At 44.1% G+C, this 24,496-nt stretch carries 18 protein-coding genes and 1 tRNA gene; 8 read left to right on the top strand and 11 right to left on the bottom strand.

Annotated features, from left to right (window positions below):
* Both J4227_03820 and J4227_03815 read right to left on the bottom strand, forming a co-directional pair.
* The coding region (locus J4227_03820) for a hypothetical protein (GenBank protein MBS3109630.1) at positions 1-1,110 on the bottom strand (1,110 nt) is incomplete at its 3' end.
* 160 nt (positions 1,111-1,270) lie between these two features.
* Entirely contained in the window at positions 1,271-3,757 is a 2,487-nt protein-coding gene (locus tag J4227_03815; GenBank protein MBS3109629.1) for a PGF-pre-PGF domain-containing protein, read from the bottom strand.
* Between the two features lie 123 nt (positions 3,758-3,880).
* On the opposite strand from J4227_03815, the gene J4227_03810 reads away from it, so the two are divergent.
* Positions 3,881-4,225 carry a DUF192 domain-containing protein gene (locus tag J4227_03810; GenBank protein MBS3109628.1) on the top strand — a complete coding sequence of 115 codons (345 nt, stop codon included), beginning with the start codon at positions 3,881-3,883 and terminating at the stop codon, positions 4,223-4,225.
* Here J4227_03810 and J4227_03805 read toward each other — a convergent pair.
* Entirely contained in the window at positions 4,222-5,034 is an 813-nt protein-coding gene (locus J4227_03805) for a VTT domain-containing protein (protein ID MBS3109627.1), read from the bottom strand. The genes J4227_03810 and J4227_03805 overlap by 4 nt on opposite strands.
* 161 nt (positions 5,035-5,195) lie before the next feature.
* Here J4227_03805 and J4227_03800 point away from each other — a divergent pair.
* Positions 5,196-5,316 (top strand) — tRNA-Trp (locus J4227_03800).
* A gap of 108 nt (positions 5,317-5,424) precedes the next feature.
* Here J4227_03800 and J4227_03795 read toward each other — a convergent pair.
* Both J4227_03795 and J4227_03790 read right to left on the bottom strand, forming a co-directional pair.
* Complete coding sequence (locus tag J4227_03795; protein MBS3109626.1) at positions 5,425-8,421, bottom strand: hypothetical protein; 2,997 nt, start codon at positions 8,419-8,421, stop codon at positions 5,425-5,427.
* 135 nt (positions 8,422-8,556) lie between these two features.
* The gene (locus tag J4227_03790; protein MBS3109625.1) at positions 8,557-10,050 is read right to left on the bottom strand and encodes a hypothetical protein; all 1,494 of its coding nucleotides are present in this window, start codon (positions 10,048-10,050) and stop codon (positions 8,557-8,559) included.
* 182 nt (positions 10,051-10,232) lie between these two features.
* Here J4227_03790 and J4227_03785 point away from each other — a divergent pair, with 182 nt between their 5' ends.
* On the top strand, positions 10,233-11,351 hold the full coding sequence (locus tag J4227_03785; protein MBS3109624.1) for an NAD(P)/FAD-dependent oxidoreductase: 1,119 nt from the start codon (positions 10,233-10,235) through the stop codon (positions 11,349-11,351).
* 59 nt (positions 11,352-11,410) lie between these two features.
* Here J4227_03785 and J4227_03780 read toward each other — a convergent pair whose 3' ends face one another.
* The 4 genes from J4227_03780 to J4227_03765 all read right to left on the bottom strand — a co-directional run bounded on the left by J4227_03780 (position 11,411) and on the right by J4227_03765 (position 13,119).
* Positions 11,411-12,256, bottom strand: coding sequence for a Bro-N domain-containing protein (locus tag J4227_03780; protein ID MBS3109623.1), 846 nt, complete (start codon positions 12,254-12,256; stop codon positions 11,411-11,413).
* 3 nt (positions 12,257-12,259) lie between these two features.
* Positions 12,260-12,505 (bottom strand): hypothetical protein, encoded by a 246-nt coding sequence (locus J4227_03775; protein MBS3109622.1) that lies wholly within the window; start codon positions 12,503-12,505, stop codon positions 12,260-12,262.
* A 9-nt stretch (positions 12,506-12,514) separates the two neighbouring features.
* Positions 12,515-12,844 (bottom strand): hypothetical protein, encoded by a 330-nt coding sequence (locus tag J4227_03770; protein ID MBS3109621.1) that lies wholly within the window; start codon positions 12,842-12,844, stop codon positions 12,515-12,517.
* 104 nt (positions 12,845-12,948) lie between these two features.
* Positions 12,949-13,119 (bottom strand): hypothetical protein, encoded by a 171-nt coding sequence (locus J4227_03765; protein ID MBS3109620.1) that lies wholly within the window; start codon positions 13,117-13,119, stop codon positions 12,949-12,951.
* Between the two features lie 508 nt (positions 13,120-13,627).
* Between J4227_03765 and J4227_03760 the strand changes: the two genes are divergently transcribed.
* The 4 genes from J4227_03760 (at position 13,628) to J4227_03745 (ending at position 19,271) form a co-directional block, all read left to right on the top strand.
* Positions 13,628-16,741 (top strand): glycosyltransferase family 39 protein, encoded by a 3,114-nt coding sequence (locus tag J4227_03760; GenBank protein ID MBS3109619.1) that lies wholly within the window; start codon positions 13,628-13,630, stop codon positions 16,739-16,741.
* Between the two features lie 195 nt (positions 16,742-16,936).
* Entirely contained in the window at positions 16,937-17,659 is a 723-nt protein-coding gene (locus J4227_03755) for a glycosyltransferase family 2 protein (GenBank protein MBS3109618.1), read from the top strand.
* Positions 17,660-17,697: 38 nt separating this feature from the next.
* Positions 17,698-18,039 carry a DUF2304 domain-containing protein gene (locus J4227_03750; protein MBS3109617.1) on the top strand — a complete coding sequence of 114 codons (342 nt, stop codon included), beginning with the start codon at positions 17,698-17,700 and terminating at the stop codon, positions 18,037-18,039.
* 59 nt (positions 18,040-18,098) lie between these two features.
* Positions 18,099-19,271: a glycosyltransferase family 9 protein gene (locus J4227_03745; GenBank protein MBS3109616.1), complete on the top strand. Its 1,173-nt coding sequence runs from the start codon at positions 18,099-18,101 to the stop codon at positions 19,269-19,271.
* A 13-nt stretch (positions 19,272-19,284) separates the two neighbouring features.
* On the opposite strand, the gene J4227_03740 is transcribed toward J4227_03745, so the two are convergent.
* The gene (locus tag J4227_03740; GenBank protein ID MBS3109615.1) at positions 19,285-22,938 is read right to left on the bottom strand and encodes a thrombospondin type 3 repeat-containing protein; all 3,654 of its coding nucleotides are present in this window, start codon (positions 22,936-22,938) and stop codon (positions 19,285-19,287) included.
* A gap of 64 nt (positions 22,939-23,002) precedes the next feature.
* Positions 23,003-23,752, bottom strand: coding sequence for a hypothetical protein (locus tag J4227_03735; protein MBS3109614.1), 750 nt, complete (start codon positions 23,750-23,752; stop codon positions 23,003-23,005).
* A 143-nt stretch (positions 23,753-23,895) separates the two neighbouring features.
* Here J4227_03735 and gmhA point away from each other — a divergent pair, with 143 nt between their 5' ends.
* Positions 23,896-24,492, top strand: a complete 597-nt coding sequence (gene gmhA, locus J4227_03730; protein ID MBS3109613.1) for a D-sedoheptulose 7-phosphate isomerase — start codon at positions 23,896-23,898, stop codon at positions 24,490-24,492.
* The last annotated feature ends 4 nt before the right edge of the window (positions 24,493-24,496 follow it).

Raw genomic sequence — 24,496 nt, 5'->3', positions numbered from 1 at the left:
GACGTTGAAGGCAAAGGTTACAGTGCTTGTGGACTGGTTGGCGCCGTTGGCTATTGCCTGTGCTGCATAGGTTAAGGAAGGGGCGGTGTTGTCGTATGTTACTGTTCTTGTTGAGGTAATATTATAATTGCCGGCAGTGTCGTTTACCCTTACAAAATAAGTGTGCCTTCCTTCTGATAAAACTACTGTTGTATTGTAGTCATTTCCGAGCTGCTCAAAGGTTGCAGCATTTGCCGAACCGTCAAGCCACAGCACAGTTGTGTTCACTGCTGAGCCTGAATCTGTTATGCTCACATTGACAGTGAGAGTGGCTGATGTCTGGTTTGTATTGTCGGCAATATTTCCATTTGCGTTGTAAGAAATTTGCGGCGTCACGGTATCAATTGTGAAAGTGATGTAGCCCGATGTTGTTGCCAGCCCAACATGGTCAGTTGCAATGGCTGTGAGATTGTAAGCATTGTCCGTCAAGTTGGAGGCATCGAAAGTCAGGCTTCCCCATGTTGTCAGGTCAGTAGCGATAACGCCAGTGTAGCTTAAGTTGGTGACGCCGTTAAACGATACATTGAAGAGAATGCTTGTGACACTTGAGCCTGAGCCGTCGGTTGCAGTGACATTAAGAATGGAACTGCTCCCGTTTAGGAAAGTGTTGTTGCCCTTGCCATGGGCAACCAGGGAAGATAAGGTTGGCGCATTATTGTCCACCCTGACATTTGTCAGAGAAAGTGCTGCATGGTCTGGCGTTGAATTGGTTGCATTGCAAATCAGGGTGTAAAGCCCATCAGCAATTGTGGATGTATCCCAGCTGTATGTGAAATTCCCATCAATCCAGCCTGAGTCATTAGAAAAATTTGTAATCATCGCTATATCGCTGCTGTTTTGGTAGATGAAGGATGTGTTTGTTATGTTTAATGGTGAAGTGTCAAAAGTGCAATTCAGCACCACCGTTCCTGTTATGTTTGCGCCGTCGGAGGGTGTAGGGTTGTTAAAAGTATTTGCAGATAATACAGTGTATATAAAAATTAGAAAGACTGTTGACCCGAGAGCCAAGATGGCTGCTTTATTTTTCCTAAATGCTCCTCTTTTGTTCAGCAAATTTGCCTTCCCCCACATCAATTCACTGTCTTAGACTTGGCATATATATAAAGGTTTTGTTACACCTCAAGGTTAGTTAACAGCAAAATTTTCAGCATAAGGGTATTAAAAGAATATTTCAGGATATATTCTATATTGGCAGGGTGCATTGTTCAGAGTGCATTGTTAGATAGGATTTTTAGATATAGGACTTCCTTTCCTGTTCTGGTGGCTCTTTGTTGCCAGCATCCTTATGGTCACGTTCAGATGAATCAGATGAAAATGAATGTGCGGATTGAGATTCTGATTCCTTGCCCATTTGAAGGCCAAATCCGCCGCTGCCCCGCCGGCCATAGACAAAATATATAAGAGCTGCTGCAATAACCAAAATCACTGCAATAATAATAATCCAGGTGAGCGCCTTCCTGGAACTCCCAGACGCTGAGCCATCTGTTGTCTCCTGGCCGGAACCTGCTGTTTCTTCCTGGCCTGTTCCGGTGGCTGTATCTCCTGCAGGTGCATCACCCAAGGTTTCATAGATATCTTCCTGGCTTGCATTTTGCGCCGTATCATCGGTTTCTGCAGCTGCATCCGCGTGCAGATCTTCGGTTGTGGCTGCTGCCTCGCCAGAAATTGCAAAATAGCTGAAACCAGGCGACTTTGCGCTAAATGTCACTTCCGTGCTTGTGGATTTGACAGCCTTTGTCTCAAGCTTTGCCCATGCGCTGTTGACCCACCTGAGCAAGGCAATTTTTGCTTCATCTATATTATTGTCTGTAATCCATTTCCTGGTTACAGTGAACTCAATTTCAATTGTGGCAAGAGAAACATCGGGAATGTTTGTCTTGGTGATTTCAAAATATTTGTATGCTGTTGTTTCCGGCTCTGTTGCGCTGCCGGGCCTCGAAGTGAGCCCGGTAATCTTGAGCTCGGCATTTGAGGCAGATGTGGCAAGGGTGAAGCTCACTTTTGTAACAGGTATGTTTGTGTTGGATATTGCCTTTGATATAAGCACTCCCGGAGGAACAGAATCCCAGACTTGCGTTACAGATGAGGCTTCAGTTGTGTCGCCGCCTCCGCCGCCTGAGCTGCTGCTTGAGCTGCTCGATGAACTGCTGCCAATGGAAGCTGTTGTAAAATTCCCGGCTGGACTTGATGTAGTGCATGTTCCCGCCAAGTCGCAGCTTTTGACAAGATAATAATATTTTGTTCCGCTGTCCAGGTCTGAGACTGTTAAGCTATGTGTGTCGGTATAGGTTGCGCTGCTTTTGCAGGATGCAGTTGGATTGGTTACTGTCCCGCAGATTACTTCTGAAGTGGAATCCTCATCTGTTGTCCAGGAAATTGTGCCTGAAGTTGAGGTTGAGCTGGAATCGACATTTGATATGACTGGGCCTGTTGTATCTGCGACTGTCACATAGTTCTTGGCAGATGCCTGCTTGCCGAGCATGTCCTTGCAGGTAACATTGATTGTGTGGTTGCCGTCGGTAAGCTGGGTGAAGGCAGGTGTTATTGTGAAAAACCTGCTTGTGCCTGAAAGGCTTGCATAACCTGCGGCATCAAGCGACCCGACCCTCACTGTTGCGCCAGTATCGGCATTTGTGACATTGTAAGAGCAGAAAGTTGAATTGGGAAGTAGTTCAGTGACATTCACAGAAACATTGAAGTAGCTGTTTGCCACAGTGCTTGCATTTGCAGGATTTGAGATATTGATGACAGGCGCAGTGTTGTCATAGCTTATTGTCCTGGCGCCGGTGACATTGACATTGCCTGCTGAGTCATTTACCCTGACGTAATAAGTGTAAGTGCCCTCTGTTGCCAGGGTTTTTCTCACACTGTACACCCCGCCTGTGCCAGATAAGGAAGCATTGGAGAGGCCGTCAAGGATGAGCGTGACAGTGGCAATTGAGCTGCTGTCATTGGCAGTGACATTCACATTGAACGCTGCAGATGTCTGGTTAGCGCCATCAGAAGATGAAGCGCTTGAATAATCAACATTTGGTATAGACCTGTCAAAGGCAATGCCCCAGACTGAACTGTTGCCTGACAATGCCACAAAGTCTGTGGCATTGAAATCAAAGCTGTAATTTCCGTCATCCAGTGTTGAGGCAATTGATGTAAAGTCAAGTATCCAGTAGTTGGACGAGTCCTTGGTCATGCCTGCAAATGAGCTAAGTATGTCGTTTGATAGGTTCCTGTACCTGTATGTTACTGTATACGCGCCGGTGCCCAGGTCCGATGCACTGACATTCAAGATTAGGGTGCTTGTGTTGTACAGTTTTGCTGTTGGAAGATTGATTGTGACAGATGGTGCATTATAGTCAACTGTGACAGGCCTGGAAACAGAAGCAGTGGCAAGCGAAGCATTTGATGCATTGCAGTACAATGTATAAGAGCCTGACCCAAGCGTGTTGGTATTGTAAGTAATGTTGTAAAAATTCTGCGAGCCTTCAGAATGGCTTGTATTGTAGTCTACGCCCAAGGGCATTGTATTAGTGGAATTGACCATGTAGAAGCTTACATTTGTGGCATTGTTTATGCTGTCAATTGTGCAGTTAAATGTGTAGGTGCCTGAAATGTTGGCACCAGAAACTGAAGGGGATGTGACACTGTCTGACATGGCAAGGTATGCCAATAACAATGCTATCAGGATTGCTGCTGTCGGCAGAATTGCTTTATTTTTCACAATGCACCCCTTTTGACGTGCCCAACACAATCACTAAGCCATCAATCGGATTAGTTTACGGATCAGTTTATGGCAGGACAAAGATGCATTAGATATTTAAACCTTTTCCCAAATACAATCCCCATGCTTGAGAATATCACAACCAAACGGGCTGTTGCAGATGAAGTCACAGTATGCAAATCAAGGTGGTGCCAGGCAAGGGGGCTAATGTTCACCTGCAAAAATGAAAAATCAGCGCTGATTTTTGAGTTTGGCGGGGAAAGGCAGGTTTCCCTCCACATGTTTTTCGTATTTTATGCGATTGATGTAATTTTCATGGACAAGAATAAGAGGGTTGTTGACCTGAAAAATAATTTTCGGCCGTTCACAGCCTACTCATCCGGGAAAAAGGCAAAGTTTGTTGCAGAGGTTGCAGCTGGCCTTGCAGGCAAATCCAGGACCAAAATCGGGGACAGGATGTCTTTCTAGCCCGTAAGGCTGCCAAGCCATGCAGGCATGTGGGCTGAAAAATAAATCTGCAGAACTATGACAGTTGAGTACCTAAACAGGCGGCCAAGCCCCATCCAGAAAAGAAATCGCTTTATCGGGTATTTCAAGCCGCCGAGCAAGACTGCCACTAGCCCAAGGGGAAGAGGCAGGAAACTCACCAGAAAAATCACCAATCCCCCGAATTTTTCAATGCGCCTTTGCCACATCCCGAATTTCTCGCCGACAAAATATCTTAGAATTGGCCCGCCGAGCGCAAAGCCAAAAGAATAGTTAAGAATTTCGCCTAAAACAGCGCCCAACAGCAGGATTAGCAGCAGCATGGGGATGGGGTATCCTATGGCAAGGTAGTAAACAACCGCAACTTCAACCGGCAGGGGAGTAAAGAAAATCGACCCGATAAATGCAACGTAGAAAAGCCCGAGCAAAGTATGGCCCTGCATTTGCTCTGAAAAATGCTGGATCACTGCCCAAAGCCAGGGCACAGTCTGTGCCCATGCAATAATAAAGCGGTCAAAAAAAAAGTACATCGCGCCGGCAATGCAGATAAGCAGGACATAGGCCAGGGTCTTTATCTTGAAAATGCTTTTGCTTCCAATTTCCTTGGGGTCCCGGGCTTCGTCCCCTGTCTTGATGCTTCCGCCGCCTGAAATGAATGCCCCGACAATAAAAAAAGTCCCAAGCGCGATGAAAACATAATGGAGAACCTGAAATGATTGAGAGGACAATGCGTGGAAAAAGGTTGCGGCAAGGATGCAAAGCCCCAGGATGAACCAGTTATGCGCCTTCATATTCAATATCCAGTCGAAAATCTATAAAAATATTGTTGTTGCAATATTCAAAAGATTTAAATGGGGCAGATTTCTCTAATCTCGTGAATGGCGACTGGCCATCCGGCAAGAAAAGGCACGGCAAGAAAAAGCAAAGGCGCCAAGGCGGCCAAGGGAAGAATGGGGACGTGGTGAAACCTGGCATCATACCTGGCTCCAGTTCATGGAGCGATGAGGCGAAAGCCGATGATTATGACATGATGGTGATACCAGATGTTCTGCGTTCAAATCGCAGCGTCCCCACTTTATTTTTAAGAACTGTTTTCTTATAAACTGATTAAACTGTCTTCTTGCAAACTGGTTCTTCCCATAAACTTATCCGCAAAATTGGCTGCTGAAAAATCCAGGCAATCATTTCTTCCCAGAAGCCCTTGCTTTTTTCCCTTCGCCAGAGGAAGTGTGCAGGATTGCGATAATTAATGCAATAATCGCCAGGGCGACAAGCAGCAATGAGAATTGCCTCTTGCTTTCCTGGGCAAAGCGCTGTTTCAGATAGCCTTCCTGCCCTGAAAGAGTAGACACAAAATCTGGAGATGCCTTTTCATCTGATGATTCGTTTTGTATGGGACGGATGGATGCATCCATATCCTGGCTGTTCGTTGCATCTGCACGCCTTTCAGCCGGTACGCTGCCTCTTGCGGGCCGGACAACCACTGTTATTTCCGGGCTTGTGACAGACAAGCCCTCTGAGTCTGTTGCTGTGAAGAAAATTGTTTCATAGCCGGGCCTGGCAGTCGCAGATGCGCTGATGGCTACAATGCTATCCTGCATCCTGACATCAAGCCCTGATGAAGAAGAAAAAGTGAATTGCAGCCTGTCCCCGCTGTCAGGGTCAACAAAATATTGCGAAAGGTCAATTTCCTTTTGTTCCCCGATATAAATAACCTGGTAAGTGAATGATTCGTCCTTTTCCACAATTGGTTCAGGCTCTGCAATAGTGATGTTTGCAGCAGCTGGGGCATTGGAGCTTACTGAATCCACGAAGCCTTCAGATATATTTTTTTCAGATGTGCCCTTTGGAGATGGAGATGTGTCATTTTGAGGCGTGCCTTTGGAAATGTTGATTTCGAGCGTTCGGTTTATTGCAAGGACAGGCCGGTCCTTGCCCTCAAGGCTTGGTTCGCTTGACGGTGTTTCTGTTTCATTTGCAGCCAAAGGCATGAAAGGCTTTATGGCATAGTCTTTCAGGTCAGAGACCACGACAAATATGTCCTGGACAAATGTCTGGTTTTGGAATTTCTCGGGCTGTGTTTCCTTGTATTTTGTGAAAAACAAAAGAAGGGAAACTGCTATCACAAGCATAATGCCTGCAACCTGGATGTATTGCAGCATGCGCTTTCTGGATTCAGTTCCGGCAAGCCGCTCCTGCTTTGCTTCCAGCTTTAGGCGCTTTCGCTCCCTGCGCCTCTGAAGGGCGGTCATCTGGCTAAGCCTAAGCTGCTGCATGTGCTGGGCCTGGCTTTCAAGAATAATTTTCGCCAATTTTTTCTGCCTGTAGCTCGAATAGGCCTTGTTCAGCACCCATAGGATTACAATCAATGCTGCTATTATGACAAAATAATCCGAATATTGGCGGACAAACTGGCCTGCCCAGACTATAGCGTCGTGGAAAATAGTGTATTTTCTTTTTACGGTGATATAGAATGGAAGGACATAAGTTGCATTGCTGCTCGTGGAATCAAACCGTATGTCGAGCCTGTATTTGTCCGGATGCACGCTTTCATTTATGGATGCTTCCAGGACAAATGTTGCGATATCAGAATCATTGACTGAGATTGTGGTGGTGTTAAGCCTGACCCAGTATGGCACATCAACAAGGCTGACCCTGTACCTCGACGGCTTCAGGCCAATGTTAGCAACAGTAAAATTAATAATGGAATAATTGGAATATTCAATTTTAACTTTTTCCAATTCCGGCTGCAGCTCAAAGCACTGGCCCGGGGTTTTGACATCCAGCCGGATGGTGCCGGAGTCTGCTATGCTTTCATGCCCCTCAGTTTTTGCGTTGAGCGTGAGGTCATAGGAATTTTCAAAGCAGGGCACATCGATTACAAGCTGCCCGGCTTCAGCCTGGCCAGGCTCCAGGAAATATTTCATCTTCCTCGGCTCTGCCCATGCATAGCTGTCCACAGAAAGTATTATTGCTGAATCAAGGGTTCCTGTATTTTGCAGGTTAAAATCAAAGCTGTTCACCCCACAGCAGACAGTCTGCTTTTCAGCAAACAAGCTGATTTTGGCGCCCATGCACTCTGTGACATTCAATAGCAGATTTTGTGATTTTAAAACCTGGCCCTTGTCTGACTGGGCCTGGAAAGAAAGCTCATGCAGGCCCTGGCCGGCATCTGCAGGCGGCAAAATTTTTACTGTGAACTGGCCAGAGGCTCCCGGTTCAAGGGACAAATCATAATGCTCCAAGTGAGTCCAGCCGAGGATTCCATCCTCGGAGCCTTCAGGCAATGCGAGCCATGCTGTAAATGAATTGTATTCTTCGCCAATGTTCCTGATGCCCACCGGAATGCTGGATTCCACTCTTAAGCATGAAAGTGGTTGCCCTGTGGGTCCATTTAGCTCATAGTCAAAACATTCGCTGGAGACATATTTTATCGGCGCCTTCGCAAGATACTTGCTCGTCCTGGCAAGGACCTCAAAAGTGTAGCCCAGTTCCCCGTACTGGAAGCAGCCTGGCTTGACAATGGCTGAAACCAGTTTTGCCTCGCCCGGGTTTAGCACGATTTCCTGTGGATCAACAAGTGCCGTGCCTGCCAGCGAATCGCTGGAAGGCATTATTCGCGCATCATAGGCCTCAACATACTGCCCTGAATTCTTGACTATAAAATTGAATTTCCTCTCAGTGCATGAGCAGGAACCCTGGGATGAGTTGAGAATCAATACCTGGAGATTCTGGCAGTTTGAGAGCACGACATTCTGCGTTATTTGTTTGGAGACTCCGGAATCTGACTGGATAACAATGCCCAGATTGTATGTTCCGGTCTGGCCGCATGGCGGATTTATGTAATGGCTGATTGTGGCTGATTTGCCCGGATCAAGCCTGACAACGCCCGGAACCAGGGTTGACCACGCTGCATTGTCACCGGTTGCATAGAGCTGGAATATTCCTGCAGAATTGCCAGTGTTATAGATTGATATCTGGGCCTTGGCTGAGACGCATGTGCACGCCTGAATACTTGCCTGAGGTGCAACTGCCTGAAAATCACTGGCTGCGTACGCGGGGCCTGATGTTAATGATATTGCTGCAGAAATCAGGAAAAAAGATATAATGGCCAGACATAGAATGCGGAGTGGACCAGCTTGACTTGATTTCGTTCCTGTTCTTGCTGACACTGACATCCCCCTCCGGATTAACTTGAAATTTGTATGGCATCTCCTTATATGATTTATGACTTGACAATCGAATGCATATGAAATGCATATGATAACAATGTACGATAACAAAATAAAATCCATAAATGAATGCGTGCAAAATCAATAATAAACTGGCTTGTTTTCCGGCGCTGCCTGCTTCTCCTTGATGCCGGATGCGCTCTCTGCGCTGTCTTCTGAATGCTTTATTTTCCTGTAGGCAATGTATACGCCAGTGACCACTAATAGCACGACCAGCACAATCAGCGATATCTCAAGCACTTTTTTCATAATATCCACAATTGCGCTGCCTGAACTGCCTGCGGCCCCTGTTGTTCCTGTTGCTGGTGTTCCTGTTGAGCCTGTCCCTGCTGGCAATTGGCCTGCGATTATGTTGGCTTCAAGTGGTATTGAGCTTGTTGAGCCCCTGTTTGTCAGCATCAGGGCAAAATTGTAATTTCCAGGAGCAGCAGCCCTGTCAGCTGCCACATACAGATAGGTTGTGCCTGTTCCCTTGGCGCCGATTGTAATTATGTTGGTTGGCTCAAATGAGTATGATCCCCAGCCAATTCCATCCACTGTAAAGCTAAATGTTTCTGCAGTTGCAGATGGATTTGAGATGGTGATTGGATAAACTGCCCCTCCTGCGCCTGCTGTTGCATCCCCTGACGGAGGAACAGAGATTGTCACGCTGGCGCTTTGGCCAGTTGAGCCAGTTGGGTAGTTAGTGGAAGGATAATTATTTGATGGATAATTGCTGGAGGGATAATTGTCAGATGGATAGCTTGCGCCGCCATTAACCTGGTTCCCATCATAGCCAATGAACGGATTGTATGCCGGATTGCATGCAGGGTTTTCAGTTATCCTGAAAGACTCTGACTTTGTTTCGGAGTAGTCAAAATTGTCGAAATTGGCAACTGCCTCGATTTCATAGAATCCGGGCGCTACGCACCTTGGAAGCCTTAGGCTCATTTGCCTTGTTGTGGTTGTTTCATCAGCATCCAGCCTTTCTATAAAGTCTGAAGCAGTAATCCCGAGTGCTGGAATTGAAACCATGACCTTTATGTCTTCCTCTGCCCGGTCCCCTGAGTTCTTGACCCTGACTGAGACTGGCACGGTCCGGCCGGCCTGGACTTCATTATTCTCAAGATTGACAAGAATCTGCCTGATCTCAACGTCCTTGCTGGGCGATTCTATCTGGACTGTAAATTCTGCCTGGTCTGAGCCCTTGCTTGAGTCCTGCGCAAATACAGTCAGCCTGTATTTCTCATTGTCCGGGCTGTCCGGCAGGGTAAGGTAAAGTGTCTTAATGGATGTGACATTGGCCTTCATGGAAAATGAGTTGGTCCTGTCAATTGAAGTTTTACCGCTGTCGCCTGTAAGCTGGGCCTCAATCTTGACAGATGAGAGGGAGTCTATTGAGTCCACATGGACATTCAGCACAATGCTGTTCCCTTCCATAAAATTTGAGATTCTTGTGGTGCCCCCTTCAGAAAGCTTGAGCCCGTTAAGATAAACCCTATCAATTCTTATAGAATCAGCAGCTGCTGTAGCTGCGAATATGGATATTCCAAGCAAAACCATGAAAAATGATAAAGCGAGCCTGTTTGTGTTCATTTTTTCGCCCCCTGGCAACCCATTGAGTGCGAGTTATGCCCCGTATGTAAATCCACATCATTTATAAAGCTTTGGATTATTTAGCATTGGATAGTAGTTACTAATTTTATGGTGTATGGAAAGCACTTACACAAAGGGTTTTAAAGCAGGGAGAGTGGCGAAATCAGAGAGCTGAATCATATATGATTGCAATTATAGGTGCGGGGCCTGTTGGATCATGGACAGCCTACAATCTTGCCAAGGCTGGAAAAGAAGTGACGCTTTTTGAAGACCATGAGGTAATTGGAAGCCCTGTACAGTGCACAGGCGTTCTTACAAGCACAATAACTGAGATTTTGCCCCCGAAAAAGGAGTATTTTGCCAATGAAATCAGCAGGATTGAGGCAATTGCGCCTGACAACACCAGTGTTGAGCTGAAGCTTAAGAAAAAAGAGCATATCTACCACAGGACAAGGTTTGACCAGTATCTTGCAGGCATGGCCCGGGATGCGGGTGCAAAGGTCCTGACTTCCCACAGATTCCTGGATTACAGCCCAGGATTGGGAAAAATCAGGCTTAGGACAGGGGGAAAGATAGTTGAATACAATGCTGAGCGTGTTATTGGCTGTGACGGGCCGTCAAGCCAGGTGGCAAAATCGGCAGGGCTATATGGCAAGAGGGAATTCTTTGTGGGCGCGCAGGCACTGGTCAAGCTGAAAAATGACCCTGAGCTTTACAAAACTTATTTTGGCAGTGTATGCCCTGGATTGTTTGCATGGGCTGTGCCGGAAGATGAAAACCATGTCAGGCTTGGCCTGGCAGACAGGAAAAATCCACATGCATTGTTCCAGCTTTTGATGAAAAGGGTGGGAGCAAAAAAGATAGTTGAGCAGCAGGGCGGATTGATACCAATATATAATCCGAAATTGCGGACAATGTCATGGGATGGAAAGGTTATGCTGGTTGGCGATGCAGCAACGCAGGTTAAAGCCACGACAGCAGGAGGGATAATTCAGGGCATGACAGCTGGCCAGATTGCTGCCGGGTGCATTCTTGAAAACAGGAATTATGAAAAAGAATGGCGGAAAACGCTGGGCAGGGAATTATGGCTGCACCTTGAGCTTAGAAAACTGCTGGACAAGTTCTCAGACAAGGACTATAACCGGCTCATCGGAAGCATGAAAAAGAAATCAGTGAAAAAAGTGCTCGAACATGAAAGCAGGGACAGGCCAATAAGCCTCTTGTGGAAATTATTTCTTGCAGAGCCTGGCCTGTCGAGGCATGGATTGAAATTTTTCAGCAGGAAAAGGGATGATGTTTAAATTTCCCCATATTGTTCAACCCATAGATGTTAATTGTCGGATGTTTTCTTTATAAATGATTATTTTTCTTTCTTTTTATGGGTGAGTCGTTTCTGCTCTTCTGATTTCTCTAAGAAATTGTCATTTGAAACGACGCTTTTGCCAAGTTTTTGTTCTATGTCTTTTCTTGTTGACCCTGCAACATCGCCGCCATCTTTAGCGTCTTTTTTGAGATGCTGAAATTCGTTTGAGTCTCTTTCTCTTGTAAATCTTGTTGTGGTTGCTTCTCCAAGCATTGTAAGAATAAGCTCTATATCATCCATGTGATCTCTGAGGTTTTCTTTTTGAAGTCCTTTAAATCTTTTGTATTCACTTGGAGTCATGCCAAATGTCGCTTTTGAGATTTCTGCTGTTAGAATTGCATATTCTCGTTCTGTCTGCAATCCTCGCTTATCCCATTCATCAGTAAGCTCATCTCGTATAGCTATACCTCTAACTCTTTTCTCTATCCATTCTTCAGAATACCCTTTAGATTTGAAAAGCTCTTTCATACGTTTTTGGGCTAATTCTGGATTTTCAATCTCTTTTACCCTATCATAGCCGACTCTTGCCAGCCAAAGTTTGAACGGCTCTGCTTTTGGAGAAGGTATTGATTGGATGATTCTGAATGCTCCTTCAGTATTGACGCAGTTTGTCTCTCTTTTCTTGCCATCTGGTGCAAGAAGTTCAAGGGGGGTACAAATTGTACCCCAGTTGGCATTTAGAACAGGATCACGGCTTCGCATCTTCTTGACATACTGCTTGGGATCAGCACTATCCGTAAGAATTGAAACTATATCAAACACAGAGAACCACCATTCATTATTGTGCCAAGTTCTCCTTATGTTCTTTCCCTGAAAAACCACAATTGCGTTATTTGTGTCCATTTTTTAATCCTCTGGGAAAAATTCTTTGTTAAAACACTTATCGCACATTCTATTATGCCAGTCGTTGTTATGAGCTGAAATTTTAGCTTTGCATTTTGAACAATTATAATTCATCTCCTCATCATGCTTCATATGAAAAGTACGCATTTTAACTTTCATATCATCTTGACCTAACGTTTCGGCGAAAGCACCATCTGACCAAATGCTTGGTTCTTCAACATCCTTTCCGTCAAGTGTTTTTTGAGTCAAGTTGATTACTCACCTAAACTTATTATTATATTCAGGATATAGCTTTGTAAGTTCTTTCTGAAGCTGTTCATTCAATGCCTTTGCATCCTTCAAAGTCTTTTTTACTTTCTTGGAGAACCAGAAAGCAGCAATTATCATGATCGCTCCAAAAAAGATTACAACACCAATTGTATAAGAGGATATTCCGTTAATAGCGATAATAATAGCAATGACAGAAATAAGAAGCGATATTAAAGATATTGCATAACTTAGCATAAACGTTGCAGTATTTGAAAGAAAATCCCTGTTAGACTGGTCAAGCTGAATCCAAAACTGCTTATCTTGTTTGCTTCTTTTCATTTCAACGAATCCTCAATAATCCTCTTTTCTTCATCGGTTATGCCATAGAGTTTTTTGACTTCCTCTTTCGCTTCTTCTTTAGTTAATTTTCTTAAAACCATTTTTCAGCCTTTTGATACTGTTTTTGTTTTCTTCCTCTTCTTAGGAATATTCCAATATGGGCTTTTGCAAGAAGGGCAGATTATTGGATTAAGTTTCTTTCGTGAGCGAGGTATCCACTCATGTTTGCAACGCTCGCACTTGTACCCGTCAACAACTATCTTTATTTCCCCCATAATCCAAGTTAAATTTAACTACTATTTAAAGTTTCTTAATAATATACTTCATAAAGTAAGAAATGACAAGATTTATGTACAAAATAACCTTTCTTAAGTTATACTTATACGAGTAAGAAATAAGATTAAGAGATGGAAATTCAAGACGACCACTGTTCATTTTAGAGGGCTCGTAAGAGGGTTCGTTTCAAATTATGCCCATGTTTTTGAGATAATTTTACCTGCCTAATCTTCATTTCAGAGACTATGCTTGAGACTGGGTTTCAAATTGTCCACTCCCTATTTTAGCCTGTTAGAAAGACTGTTTACACCAAAAAACATAGCAAAAAATGGTTCATATACTCCCGTCCCTTCCAACTACGGGTTTCAAAATAGATATGGCGTTTTTTGACAGTTTGATCCCTGCCTTTCCGAACATCCGCCATTTAACGGATAGGATTGACATCCATAGGGTGACCAATACATAATTTCCCCAATCTTTATAAACACCTATTTTTCACAACGGGCTATGGCAAAATCCAGGGACAATGATGAAGACATTGAGTTTGACTTCTCGCCCATAACAAAATATTTCAAGCGCGGCAAGAAACCGGAAGCAGACAAGCCAGCGCCCAAGCCGTCTGCTAAACACGAGCCTGAAAATGGCAGGCCAGCCAAGGCGCACCCTGAAAAAAAGCCTTCTGAGAAGAAAACAAAAGCTGCTGAAAAAGATGATGAGGAGATCAGCTTTGATTTTTCTAAAGTCAAGAATTTTCTCAAGGGCGGCCCGCAGGATGAAAAGAATAGTGATGATGAAATTGAATTTTCATTGGGGCTGAAAAGCTCAGCAGCGCAGGCAGGGAATTTTTTCAAAACATATGGAATTTTGCTCCTGATTCTTATCCCCATAATTGCCGGCAGCTACCTGAGGCTGCAGACAGACAGCCTTCCTGTGACCGACCAGATTGCAACAGACAATGTTGTCGGCAACATAAAGGCAAACATCAGGCTGGAAGTTGATGCGCAGTATCCAAACCTTCCCGACCAAAACAAGAATGCATTGGTGAATGAGGAATTCTCCAGGGTTTCTCAGTCAGCCAAGTCACAGATTGATTCCCAGATTGGGCAAACCTCTGCCTATCTCAAATCCCAATTCAAGGATGACAATGGCCTCACTTACCTCATAACAATTGACCCGTATTACTGGATAAGGCATGCAAGAAATGTCGTTGACAATGGGCATCCCGGAGATGAGCTCAGGGAAGGAAGGCCATATGATACACACATGCTGGCCCCAATTGGCAGGTTTGTGCCAGAGGACATGCTGTATGCATATGTTTTGGGGTATTCATACAAGGCAGCATCCGCATTCAGCAACATCCCCCTTGAGAGGGTGGTATTTTTCATGCCAGTCATCATCGCAGCGCTTAGCCTGATTCCTGCATTTTTCATAGCCAGGAAATTCGCCGGCAATGTTGGCGGTTTTTTTGCAGCGCTTTTGCTTGCTGTCCACCAGGCATTCCTCAGCAGGAGCATGGCAGGCATAAGCGATACAGACTCATTCAACATATTCTTCCCATTGATGATTACCTGGCTTTTCTTGGAGGCCTTTGAAGCAGAGTCAACTCTGAAGAGAGTTTTGCTGGCGGTTCTTGCAGGCTTGTTTACAGGCCTTTACAGCAAAGGATGGGTTGGCTGGTGGTATATTTTTGATTTCATACTGGCAACTGTAATTTTTGCATTCCTTTACCAGATGGCATCATCATATTACCATGCCAGGCGGAAAAACACGAAAGCATCCCTTGCAATCCCAGGAGAAACATACTGGATCATTGCAATTGGCGGGATTTTTTTTGCCAGCGCACTGATTTTCACATTGCTCTTCAGCAGCTATAATGCATTTTCAAGCTTTTATACCGGCCCGGCAGGATTCCTGGCCATCAAGGAAGTTGCCGGAGACACAATCTGGCCAAATGTCTTTACAACAGTTGCCGAGCAGAGCGGCTCAAGCCTGCCGCAGGTCATTGCAAGCCTTGGCGGCAATTTCCTTTTCCTGGTCAGCGTGCTTGGAATCCTGCTCACTGCCATAAGAAAGGACAGCCAGGACACCAAGTCTGAATTTTGGTTTTTTGTCATATCCCTTGTATGGCTGATTCTGATTGCGCTTGTGTTCAAGAACAGCCTTTATTATTTTATCGCCGGGCTGATTTTGCCGTTCCTTGCAAAAATCGTGATGGCATTCAGGAAAGATTATGATGTGGATTTCAAGTTTGCAATAATAATGATCATATGGTTTATGGCGACATTGTTTGCCAGCGTCAAAGGCGTCAGGTTCATTTTGCTTCTTGTCCCGGCATTTGCCATTGGATTCGGGATATTCACAGGTGTCATGTACACAAGAATATCGGGATGGCTCGCAGGAGAACTGAAAACATCAAGCTTTTGGAGCAAGCCGATTATATTCGCCCTGCTCATGCTCATGATAATTGCGCCGATTAACAGCGGCTACACGCTTGCAAGGCAAAGGACCAGCGACATGAACGACGCATGGTATGCTGCCTTGCAGTCGATTGACCAAAAAGCAGGCGGCAATGCAATAATAAATTCCTGGTGGGATTTTGGGCACTGGTTCAAGTACATTGGGAACCGGCCTGTCACATTTGACGGGACATCCCAAAGCTACACTCCTGTCCATTGGATTGGAAGGACCCTTGTTACAGGCGATGAAAATGAGGCCGCAGGCATCCTGCGCATGCTGGACTGTGGAAACTACAAGGGGACAGCAGAACTCAACTCTTACCTGAATGACGACCTGAAAACTGTGCAGGTGATGAAGAAGATTATTGGCATGGACAGGCAATCAGCAAAGGCTGAATTGGATAAAAACGGCCTGGATGACGCCCAGGCGGAAAATGTTTTGCAATTCACCCACTGCACGCCTCCTGAAGATTATTTCATAACAAGCGAGGACATGGTCGGAAAAAGCAAGGTTTGGGCCCATTTCGGGCTGTGGGATTTCAAAAAAGCCGCAATGTACAATGATGTCAAGGCAATGCCAGGCGAGACTGCAATTAATACCCTTCAGGAAAAATACGGGCTGGATGCTGGAACAGCTGACCAGTATTATTATGAAATCCAGACTACTGAGCCAAATGACTGGATCTCAGAATGGCCCACTTATTATTCATCTGCAACGCCCTGCATTGAGCAGGAACAAAATACACTATTGTGCCAGGGCGGCCTGACGGTAAATCTCACTGATTTCACGGCAAGCGCATCCCCGCAGGCAGGCTTCAAGGTAAAAAGTATTGCATATGCGCTGCAAACAGGGGTTTATACAAAAATAATCGACAATGCGGGCACAATTTCTGCTGCCATTATCCCAAGAGATGATGGCTATGAAAGCGTGCTGATGGATCCGGCTTTAATTGATTCAATGTTCACCAGGCTGTTCTTTTTCAGGGGGCACGGGCTGAAATACTTCGACCAGTTTGAATACCAGAGAACTGTTTTTGGCGAAGAGGTCTATGTCTGGAGAGTTGACTGGGAAGGCCGGGACAGGAATGTCATGCAGGAGTTTGCCCCAAAAACAGCGGGGCGGGCGCAGGAATCCGGAAACATAACTGAGAGTTCTAATAACTGATTTCAGTGGCTGTGCCCGAAAAGTGAGTTTGGGCATCAATTTTGCGAAGCCCATTTTAGGAGGGATTAAGCATTTTTCGGGGTTGTAGAGGAGAAAAATGCAATGCATGAGAAGCTGCAATGCTGATCAGATGCCCAAACCGGGCCGGAAGGCGAGTTTTCGGGCAAAGCCGATTTAAGTAGAAAGGATTAAATAATGACGTCTCATTACAATACACACGGGATTACAATGAAACTCCATATCAAACCGCACCGGATTTATGCCATTATCCCTGCAAGGAACGAGAAAAAAAATATTGGCAGGGTAGTGCAAAAAGTAAAAAGCCATATCAAGGATGTGATTGTTGTAGATGACGGCTCAACTGACGGGACAGGGAAAAAGGCAGAGGGCAGTGGAGCATTTGTCCTGAGGCATATTATCAACCTTGGCAAAGGCGCTGCCCTGAAAACAGGATGCGATTATGCAATAGAGCATGGAGCTGACATACTGATTGTGCTGGATGCAGACGGCCAGCATGACCCCGCAGAAATACCTTTGTTTCTCAAGGCGCTGAAAGGGAATGATATCGTGATTGGGGCCAGGAAATTCAACCAGAGCATGCCAAAAATCCTGTTGGTCGGAAACTGGCTTATCAATAGGGTGACTGAAATGCTGTATAATGTCAGGATCAAGGACTCGCTTTGCGGATACCGTGCCTTTACAAAGTATGCATATTCAAAAATCCGGTGGAATGTTTCAGACTACAGCATGGAATCGGAAATGGTGGCAAATGTGGGCAGGCATAAGCTTAAATATAAGCAAGTGGAGATAGCAACCATATATTCAGACAAGTACAAGGGCACAACAGTTTTTGACGGCTTCAAGATTGTGCTTGACCTGCTGTATTGGAAGCTCAGGGGAAATGGGTTTGCCAAGTAAGGCAAGGCATTGGTAATTTGGCCCAAAGATGATGAACAATGGTACTCGGAATCCAGATTTTGGGAAGCATTTTCGCGCTGTTCATGCTTTATGTTACGTTTCTTCACCAGAAAAGGAAGGAATACACCGTGAGGGAATATGTCTTTTGGACATTTTTCTGGATTGTGTTCGGCCTTGTGTCCCTGTTTCCCAACTGGCTCGACCCCATAACAACAGTCCTCAGGCTGACAAGAACCCTTGACCTGTTCATAATCCTGGGGTTCATGTTTATAATCGCAGTTGTAATTTATGTCTATGATGTTGTGAGAAAAACCCAGAAAAAAGTCGAGGAGGTTGTCCGAAAAGTGGCTATTGAGGATGCCTCAAAAAAATCAAAGTGAGATTAATTTGCCCATGATGGCAAAATTTTGATAATGCCCATTCCAAATCGGTGATTCTAATGCAGATTGGGACTATAAAGCTAATGGACAGGATTGTCGGAGGGGTGCTTTGCCTTGCCATTGGAATAGCCAACATCCCGTTTGCCATCATGAGAAAGTTCATGAAAAGGCCCGCTGTCAAGAAAATCCTGGTCGTCCAGCTATGGGGGATAGGCGAAACCATCACAACCCTGCCTGCGCTGAGGGCATTGAGAAAACGGTTTTCAGGCGCCGAGATAACCATACTAGCGACAAGGCGGAACAAGGATGTGTATTTTCGCAATCCTGATGCGGACAAGCTTGTGGAAATTGACTTTAACATTTCTTCACTTTTGGAGTTTATGAGAAGGAATTATAGAAAATTCGACCTGGTTATTGATATGGAGGAATACCTTAATGTTTCAGCCATCCTCACATTTGCAGCAGGAAAGAAGAGAGTTGGATATAGCCATGGGTTGAGGTCCCTGCTCTACACCAAAGAAACTGTCTACAATGACCAGCAGCATTCTGTATTTGCCTTTATGGACCTTGCCAGGACAGTTGGGGCTGAAATTCCCGTGAAAAAGCTTATTCCTGTCCAGTTTGACAAGCATGATGCCCGCGAAGTGGACAAGTGGATGAAAGAGAGGAGGATAAGAAGCGGGGAATTTGTCGTCGGAATAGCGCCTGGCTCTGCTGAATCCGCGCCATCAAGGAAATGGCAGAAGGAAAAATATGCCAAGCTGGCTGACAGCATCCTGGAGAGGTACGGCAAAAAGGGATGCTGGGTTATATTTTTTGGCAGCAGCGATGAGCGCGCATTAGTGGATGAGATAATGACAATTATGAAATTGAAGGAAAATGTTTACAATGCCGCCGGGTTCTTCACGGTAAGGCAGCTTTTCTGTGCACTGCAGAAATGCAAGGCATTTGTCGGCAATGATTCAGGACCCATGCACATTGCAGCTGCGCAGGGCGTGAAAACTCTTGGCCTGTTCGGGCCGAACACCCCTGTCAGGTGGGCGCCGTACGGCGAAAAAAATGCCTTTGTCTACCACCAGGACAGCTGCAGGTATACCCCGTGCATAAACACCCATAAAGGACAGGTCCCTGACTGCCTTTACTCGAGGAAATCGGCTGAATACCAGAAGTGCATGAAGGCGATAAGCGTTGATAATGTTATGATGGCGTTTGGGAAAATTGCAGGGAAGTGAGTTGTTAGCCCAATTATCGTTTTTTCTTACGACCAACAAAATGATTATATCCGTAAATCACAAGTGCCATTACTATAATCAGAGAAAATAATATTAAGAATATTTTGTTCATGGGCTTTTTGTTGCTGATAAAATTTTCCAAACCGGTCACTGCACCTGTAATGGCACTAACATCCTGCAATTTGGCAAGTTGATCTTGATCTGATCCTGGTATAGTGGATTCCAAAGATTTTACATCTTCAGCAGCATTAGGGACTTGCTCTTCGGAAGCTGGGACAACCGATTTGGGGGCAGATGTGCATGTTCTGGCTATTTCTATATCATCGGATCCTTTTGGACATGAAGTGTTTTGTGTATACTCGGGAACCTCAACAAATTCGCATGATCTTGTCTGTTGACTATTTAGGCAAGAACTCCAGCTACTGCATTGCCATGCTTTGGAGCAGTAAAAGAGAGTTGGTCCACCACCTCCTCCGCCTCCACCACCACCTCCAGATGAACTGCTAGAGCTGGAAGAAATTGGGCAAGAGCCTGCATCAGCATCGCAATTAGTACAATCTTCACCAAAATCAACAACGCCATTTCCGCAATAAGTCTGCTGGTTGATACCTGTGTGCGTCAATCCACTTATTACATAAGTTTTGTTGCTGGAACCAGTGTAATTACATTGATATTGGTTATTGTTAGCATATCCGGGGCAGTCAATGCTATATTCATTCGGGCCATTGCATAGATTTGTAATTTGACTTATTGAGCCTATTTCAGCATCTTTTATGCAAAGAGTTGTTAAGTTATTAACATTTTCAAGATACAGAGTTTTAGTACCTTCGATTGTTTGCCCATTGAGATTAATTAGCACAAAACCATTGGAAGAATTGGACGATACTTCAATTGCAATATTTGCTAAGTTAAGAGTGCCATTACTGAAATTATATGAAAATTCCGCGACTTTAACATTCTCATTCATAATATCTATAACACCAAGTCCAGTAAAGATTTGATTTAGATTGGATTGGTTATTGATATATAATATTGGTACAAATGAACTTGAATTTATGTCACTGGAGTTGCCTGTTAGGTAATCTTGATCATTTGGTATGCCATCATTATCGCTGTCTGAATCACATGAATCCCCAACACCATCATCATCGATATCTGCTTGAGATGGATTGTAAATTGATGGACAATTGTCCAGGATGTCGGGGATGCCGTCAGCATCGCCGTCATATATTACAGTAAACTCATATGAATTTTCATTTTGATTGCCAGCCAAATCTGAACAGCGTATTAAATAGTAATAGTGGGAATAATCACTCAAATTTTCGAACGTGAAACTTTGAGAAAATATTGCATCATTTTGATCTCCAAATGCAGCGCCATATATGATAAGCGAGCTTAAATTATTCAAGAAATAACTGTACGAATCCTGAATTTTGCAATATGCTGGTTCATTAGTCGTGAAATTGATTTGAAGTATGTTTTTATCAGTGGTGATATTGTTTTCTGGATTCAAAAACTGCCAGATTGGAGCTATTGAATCGATTGTAACGTCAGTAACGGTATAGTTGACATAATTATGAGCCAAATCTTTAGAAACAACAGTTATGTTATACTGGCCATCACTAAGATTGTGGAAGGAGTAATAATTATATTCATCTGACAGCGAGGGTGATTCCCATATTAAATTACCATTAAAATCTATAATATTAGCAAATGAATAGTTAATATTTGTATCATTAACAAACCACTCAATTGGCAAAAATTCACTTTTATAAGAACCTTGTGTTATTGGAGCAGTTACATTTATGACCGGTAAAGTTTTGTCTATTTTAATAATTTTGCTCGTAATGGCTTCCTGATTGTTGACCTGGTCTGTACTTCTGAATCTCAAATAAAAATAGCCTTCCGTATTTATGCTAAAACTATTATTATAAGTAATGGATGGTTCACAGATGTCAGTAGTGTCAATACAATAATAAGTTTGTTTACAACCTGTTCCATTGATATCAGAACACGTAAAATTTATTTCTAAATAAGTATTGCTCCAAGTCCCGAATATATAATCCATGCTGTTGGCTAGTGTTACTGGCGGTACTAAGTCATTGATATCGACAATATCAACGTAAAAATTAAGCCATGCTGGTTCCAGATATTCTGAACCACTTTTGCAAACTATTGCAAGATTGTAGTTAAAATGACTTGTTAGATTTTTTAAATAGGAGCTATGAAAGATATTATTGCTTGAAGATAAATTTACCGGATAAACGACATTGCAGTCAGGAGAAGATTTAGGTACCACTAGTGCACAAGATTCACCATGATATGTGCAAAGTGCTGGTTCGCTTGTCGTGACATTTAACCATGTAAAATTTGTTATAATCGTTGAATTATGTTGTGGAACAGTAATATTAATATCAACCGAAGTGTTTTCCTGCCCGAATTTTTCAACCCAAACACCATGACTCCAAAAATATGGAAGACTTGTGTTTTCTGATGTACCCGTGACGATGTAACCTCCATCATCTGTTTGAAGGCCCGCTGCCGCATATGTGGTATCATTATTATTGCGAAATGAAACTGTCTTATTCCACAAAGAATTGCCAAATTCGTCTAATTTTAACATCCAGATTTTGGATTTGAAAAGTGAGGGGTAGATCGACTCGGTTGTAATGAAAAAAGTATCATCATTTGCCAAAGTTAGATGTTGAGGGTGATCCCATGTGTTATTATTATCAAAGGTATGATTCCAAAGCGTGCGACCATCTGTATCTGTCTTAACAACCCAGACATCAAATTGGGGAGATTTAGATCCAGCGAGCAGATAGCCACCATCTTCTGTTTGTAATATGTGTGATAGATAGCTTGTACCTTGGATGGTTTGATTCCATTGAATATTTCTATTACTGTCCAGTTTAATTAGGAAAATTTCCCTTTGCAGGCTGGAGAAGTCTGCGCCATATTGGGATCCATTCAGGATTGTTACTATAAGTGCATATCCATCATCGGATGTTTGAACCACTCCGGAATAAAGTTGGCTAGAGTGATTAGATGTGCGAAAAGTCCAGTTCCATTGATAATTGCCATCGGAATCTATTTTTAATAGAAAAAGATTGTTGAGCGGGATAGAATAATCGGTCACATTCCAACCTAGAACGAGCTTGGAACCCAAGATAAGAAAACCACCATCCGTGGTTAGTTGAACTTCTCTTGCGTCAGAGCTTATGCCATCTGCATAGGTCTTATTCCATAAGGGTAGTCCCTCTTCATCTGTTTTTATTACCCAGAGATTGTAAAAATCCATATATTTTTCATCTTTTGTTCTTGTGCTCCCCGCGGCAATGTAACCACCATCGCTGGTTTGACGAGCTGATGAAAAAAAGTCATAATTGGTCTTGTTATAAGTGTGATTCCATTGCAGATTGCCAGACTCATCCAGTTTGATTAGAAGAGCGTAATGGCCTTTCCAGTCATATAAGAGCTGAGTATTGCCAGAAATAATATATCCTGAATCGCTTGTTTGCTCAATTGACTCCACCCAACCTGAACCAGGTTTGATTTGCATTTCCCACTCTTTCTCTGGTGCCTTTATTGCAATTATCGTTGGGATACATAGAACAAGCATGCAAAAAACGATCGGTACTGTTTTATATCGAATTTTCCCAATCATTAATTCCCCCCAGTAAGTAACAAACTATACAAGTTTATATGCCTTTGTATTGACAAGAAATAGACTATCCAAGATGCATATATTCTCCCAATGTGAAGAAGCCGGTCAGCTGCTTTATCCTGGCGAGCTTTGGAAACAGGTCCCGCTCAAGTGAGATTGTATGCGCATCGCACAATTCCAGCACTTCCGGCTTGAAAATGTAGATGCCTGTGTTGCCCACATGCGTCCTGGCCTGCCTGGGCTTTTCCTCGAAATCCACAATCAGGTCCCCATCCATCACGGCAGTCCCGTACTTGCCGGGCTTCTCTATGCTCATTATGCCCATTGTGGCCAGCTTTCCGGCGTCAAGGTGCTTTTTTATCATGCTCTGCAGATTGAAATTGTTGTTCGTGTCGCCGCTCATCACAACAAAGCTCGCCTGGATCAAGCCCTTGGCCGCAGTCAGCGCCTCAGCATTGCCCCGTGCATCCTTCTCGATTATCTTAACATCAATGCTTGCATGGGAGAGCGCTTGCAATATCAGGTTTATTTTCTTGCCATGCTGGGTTATCATTATGACCCTGTTTATCCCGTTGGCCTTGAAAAAATCAATTTGGGAATTTATCAGGGGAATCCCCTTTACCTTGGTAAGCGCGGCATCGTGATGGTCACGGTGGAGCAGGAGGATTGCAGTGTCAACTGTTTTCTCCTCCATGCCTTTTCGCAGAAAAAGCTCTATGGCCTGGCTCCTGCTCCTGATCACTGAGCCGTCAACTTTGGAGTCTATCAGGTGCAGCAGCCCCTTGTCCACTGATATTGCGATTTTTTCCTTCATACTTTTAGTATGTAAAAGTATTACTATTTAAATCTTGTTATTTTAAAAAAATGCAAAGATATATAAATAGAGCCATTTTTTAGTATGAATTAGTCATACTATATTAAATAATCATATTTCATAAAACGGTTAAGGGTGAGAGCATGGAAAACAAGATAAGGGAAATGCTGCTTGAAAGCGCTGAAGTAAAAAAGACAGTTGCCAATACAATGGCAGGAAAGGTTGAAAAATTTGCTGCCATGACCCTGGATACCATGAAATCCGGCAAAAAAGTGCTTGTATGCGGCAATGGAGGTAGTGCGGCAGATGCGCAGCATTTTGCAGCTGAGTTCATAGTAAGATATAAGACTGACCGGAAGACCCTGCCGGCAATAGCCCTGACAACTGACACATCTGTCATCACAGCTCATGCAAATGATTACGGATTCAACACGCTGTTTGAAAGGCAGGTTGAGGCCCTGGGAAACAAAGGAGACCTGTTTGTGGGGATTAGCACAAGCGGAAATTCAGAGAATGTCATGCTTGCCTTGAAAATGGCAAAGGAAAAGGGGATGAAGACCGTTGCCCTGCTCGGCAAGGATGGGGGAAAGACAAAAGGCATGGCAGATTTGGACATAATAATACCCTCAAGCCAGACAGCAAGGATACAGGAAGCCCAGATGTGCATAATGCATATTGTATGCGAATTGGTCGAAAACGAATTTGTTGCCAAGGCCTGGAAAGGCGGGAAGGAACAATAAGGGG

This window comes from Candidatus Woesearchaeota archaeon (genome assembly GCA_018303405.1).
Taxonomy (GTDB): domain Archaea; phylum Nanobdellota; class Nanobdellia; order Woesearchaeales; family JABMPP01; genus JAGVYD01.
The sequence above is the reverse complement of the archived record's forward strand: the minus strand, read 5'-3'. Positions and strand labels throughout refer to the sequence as shown.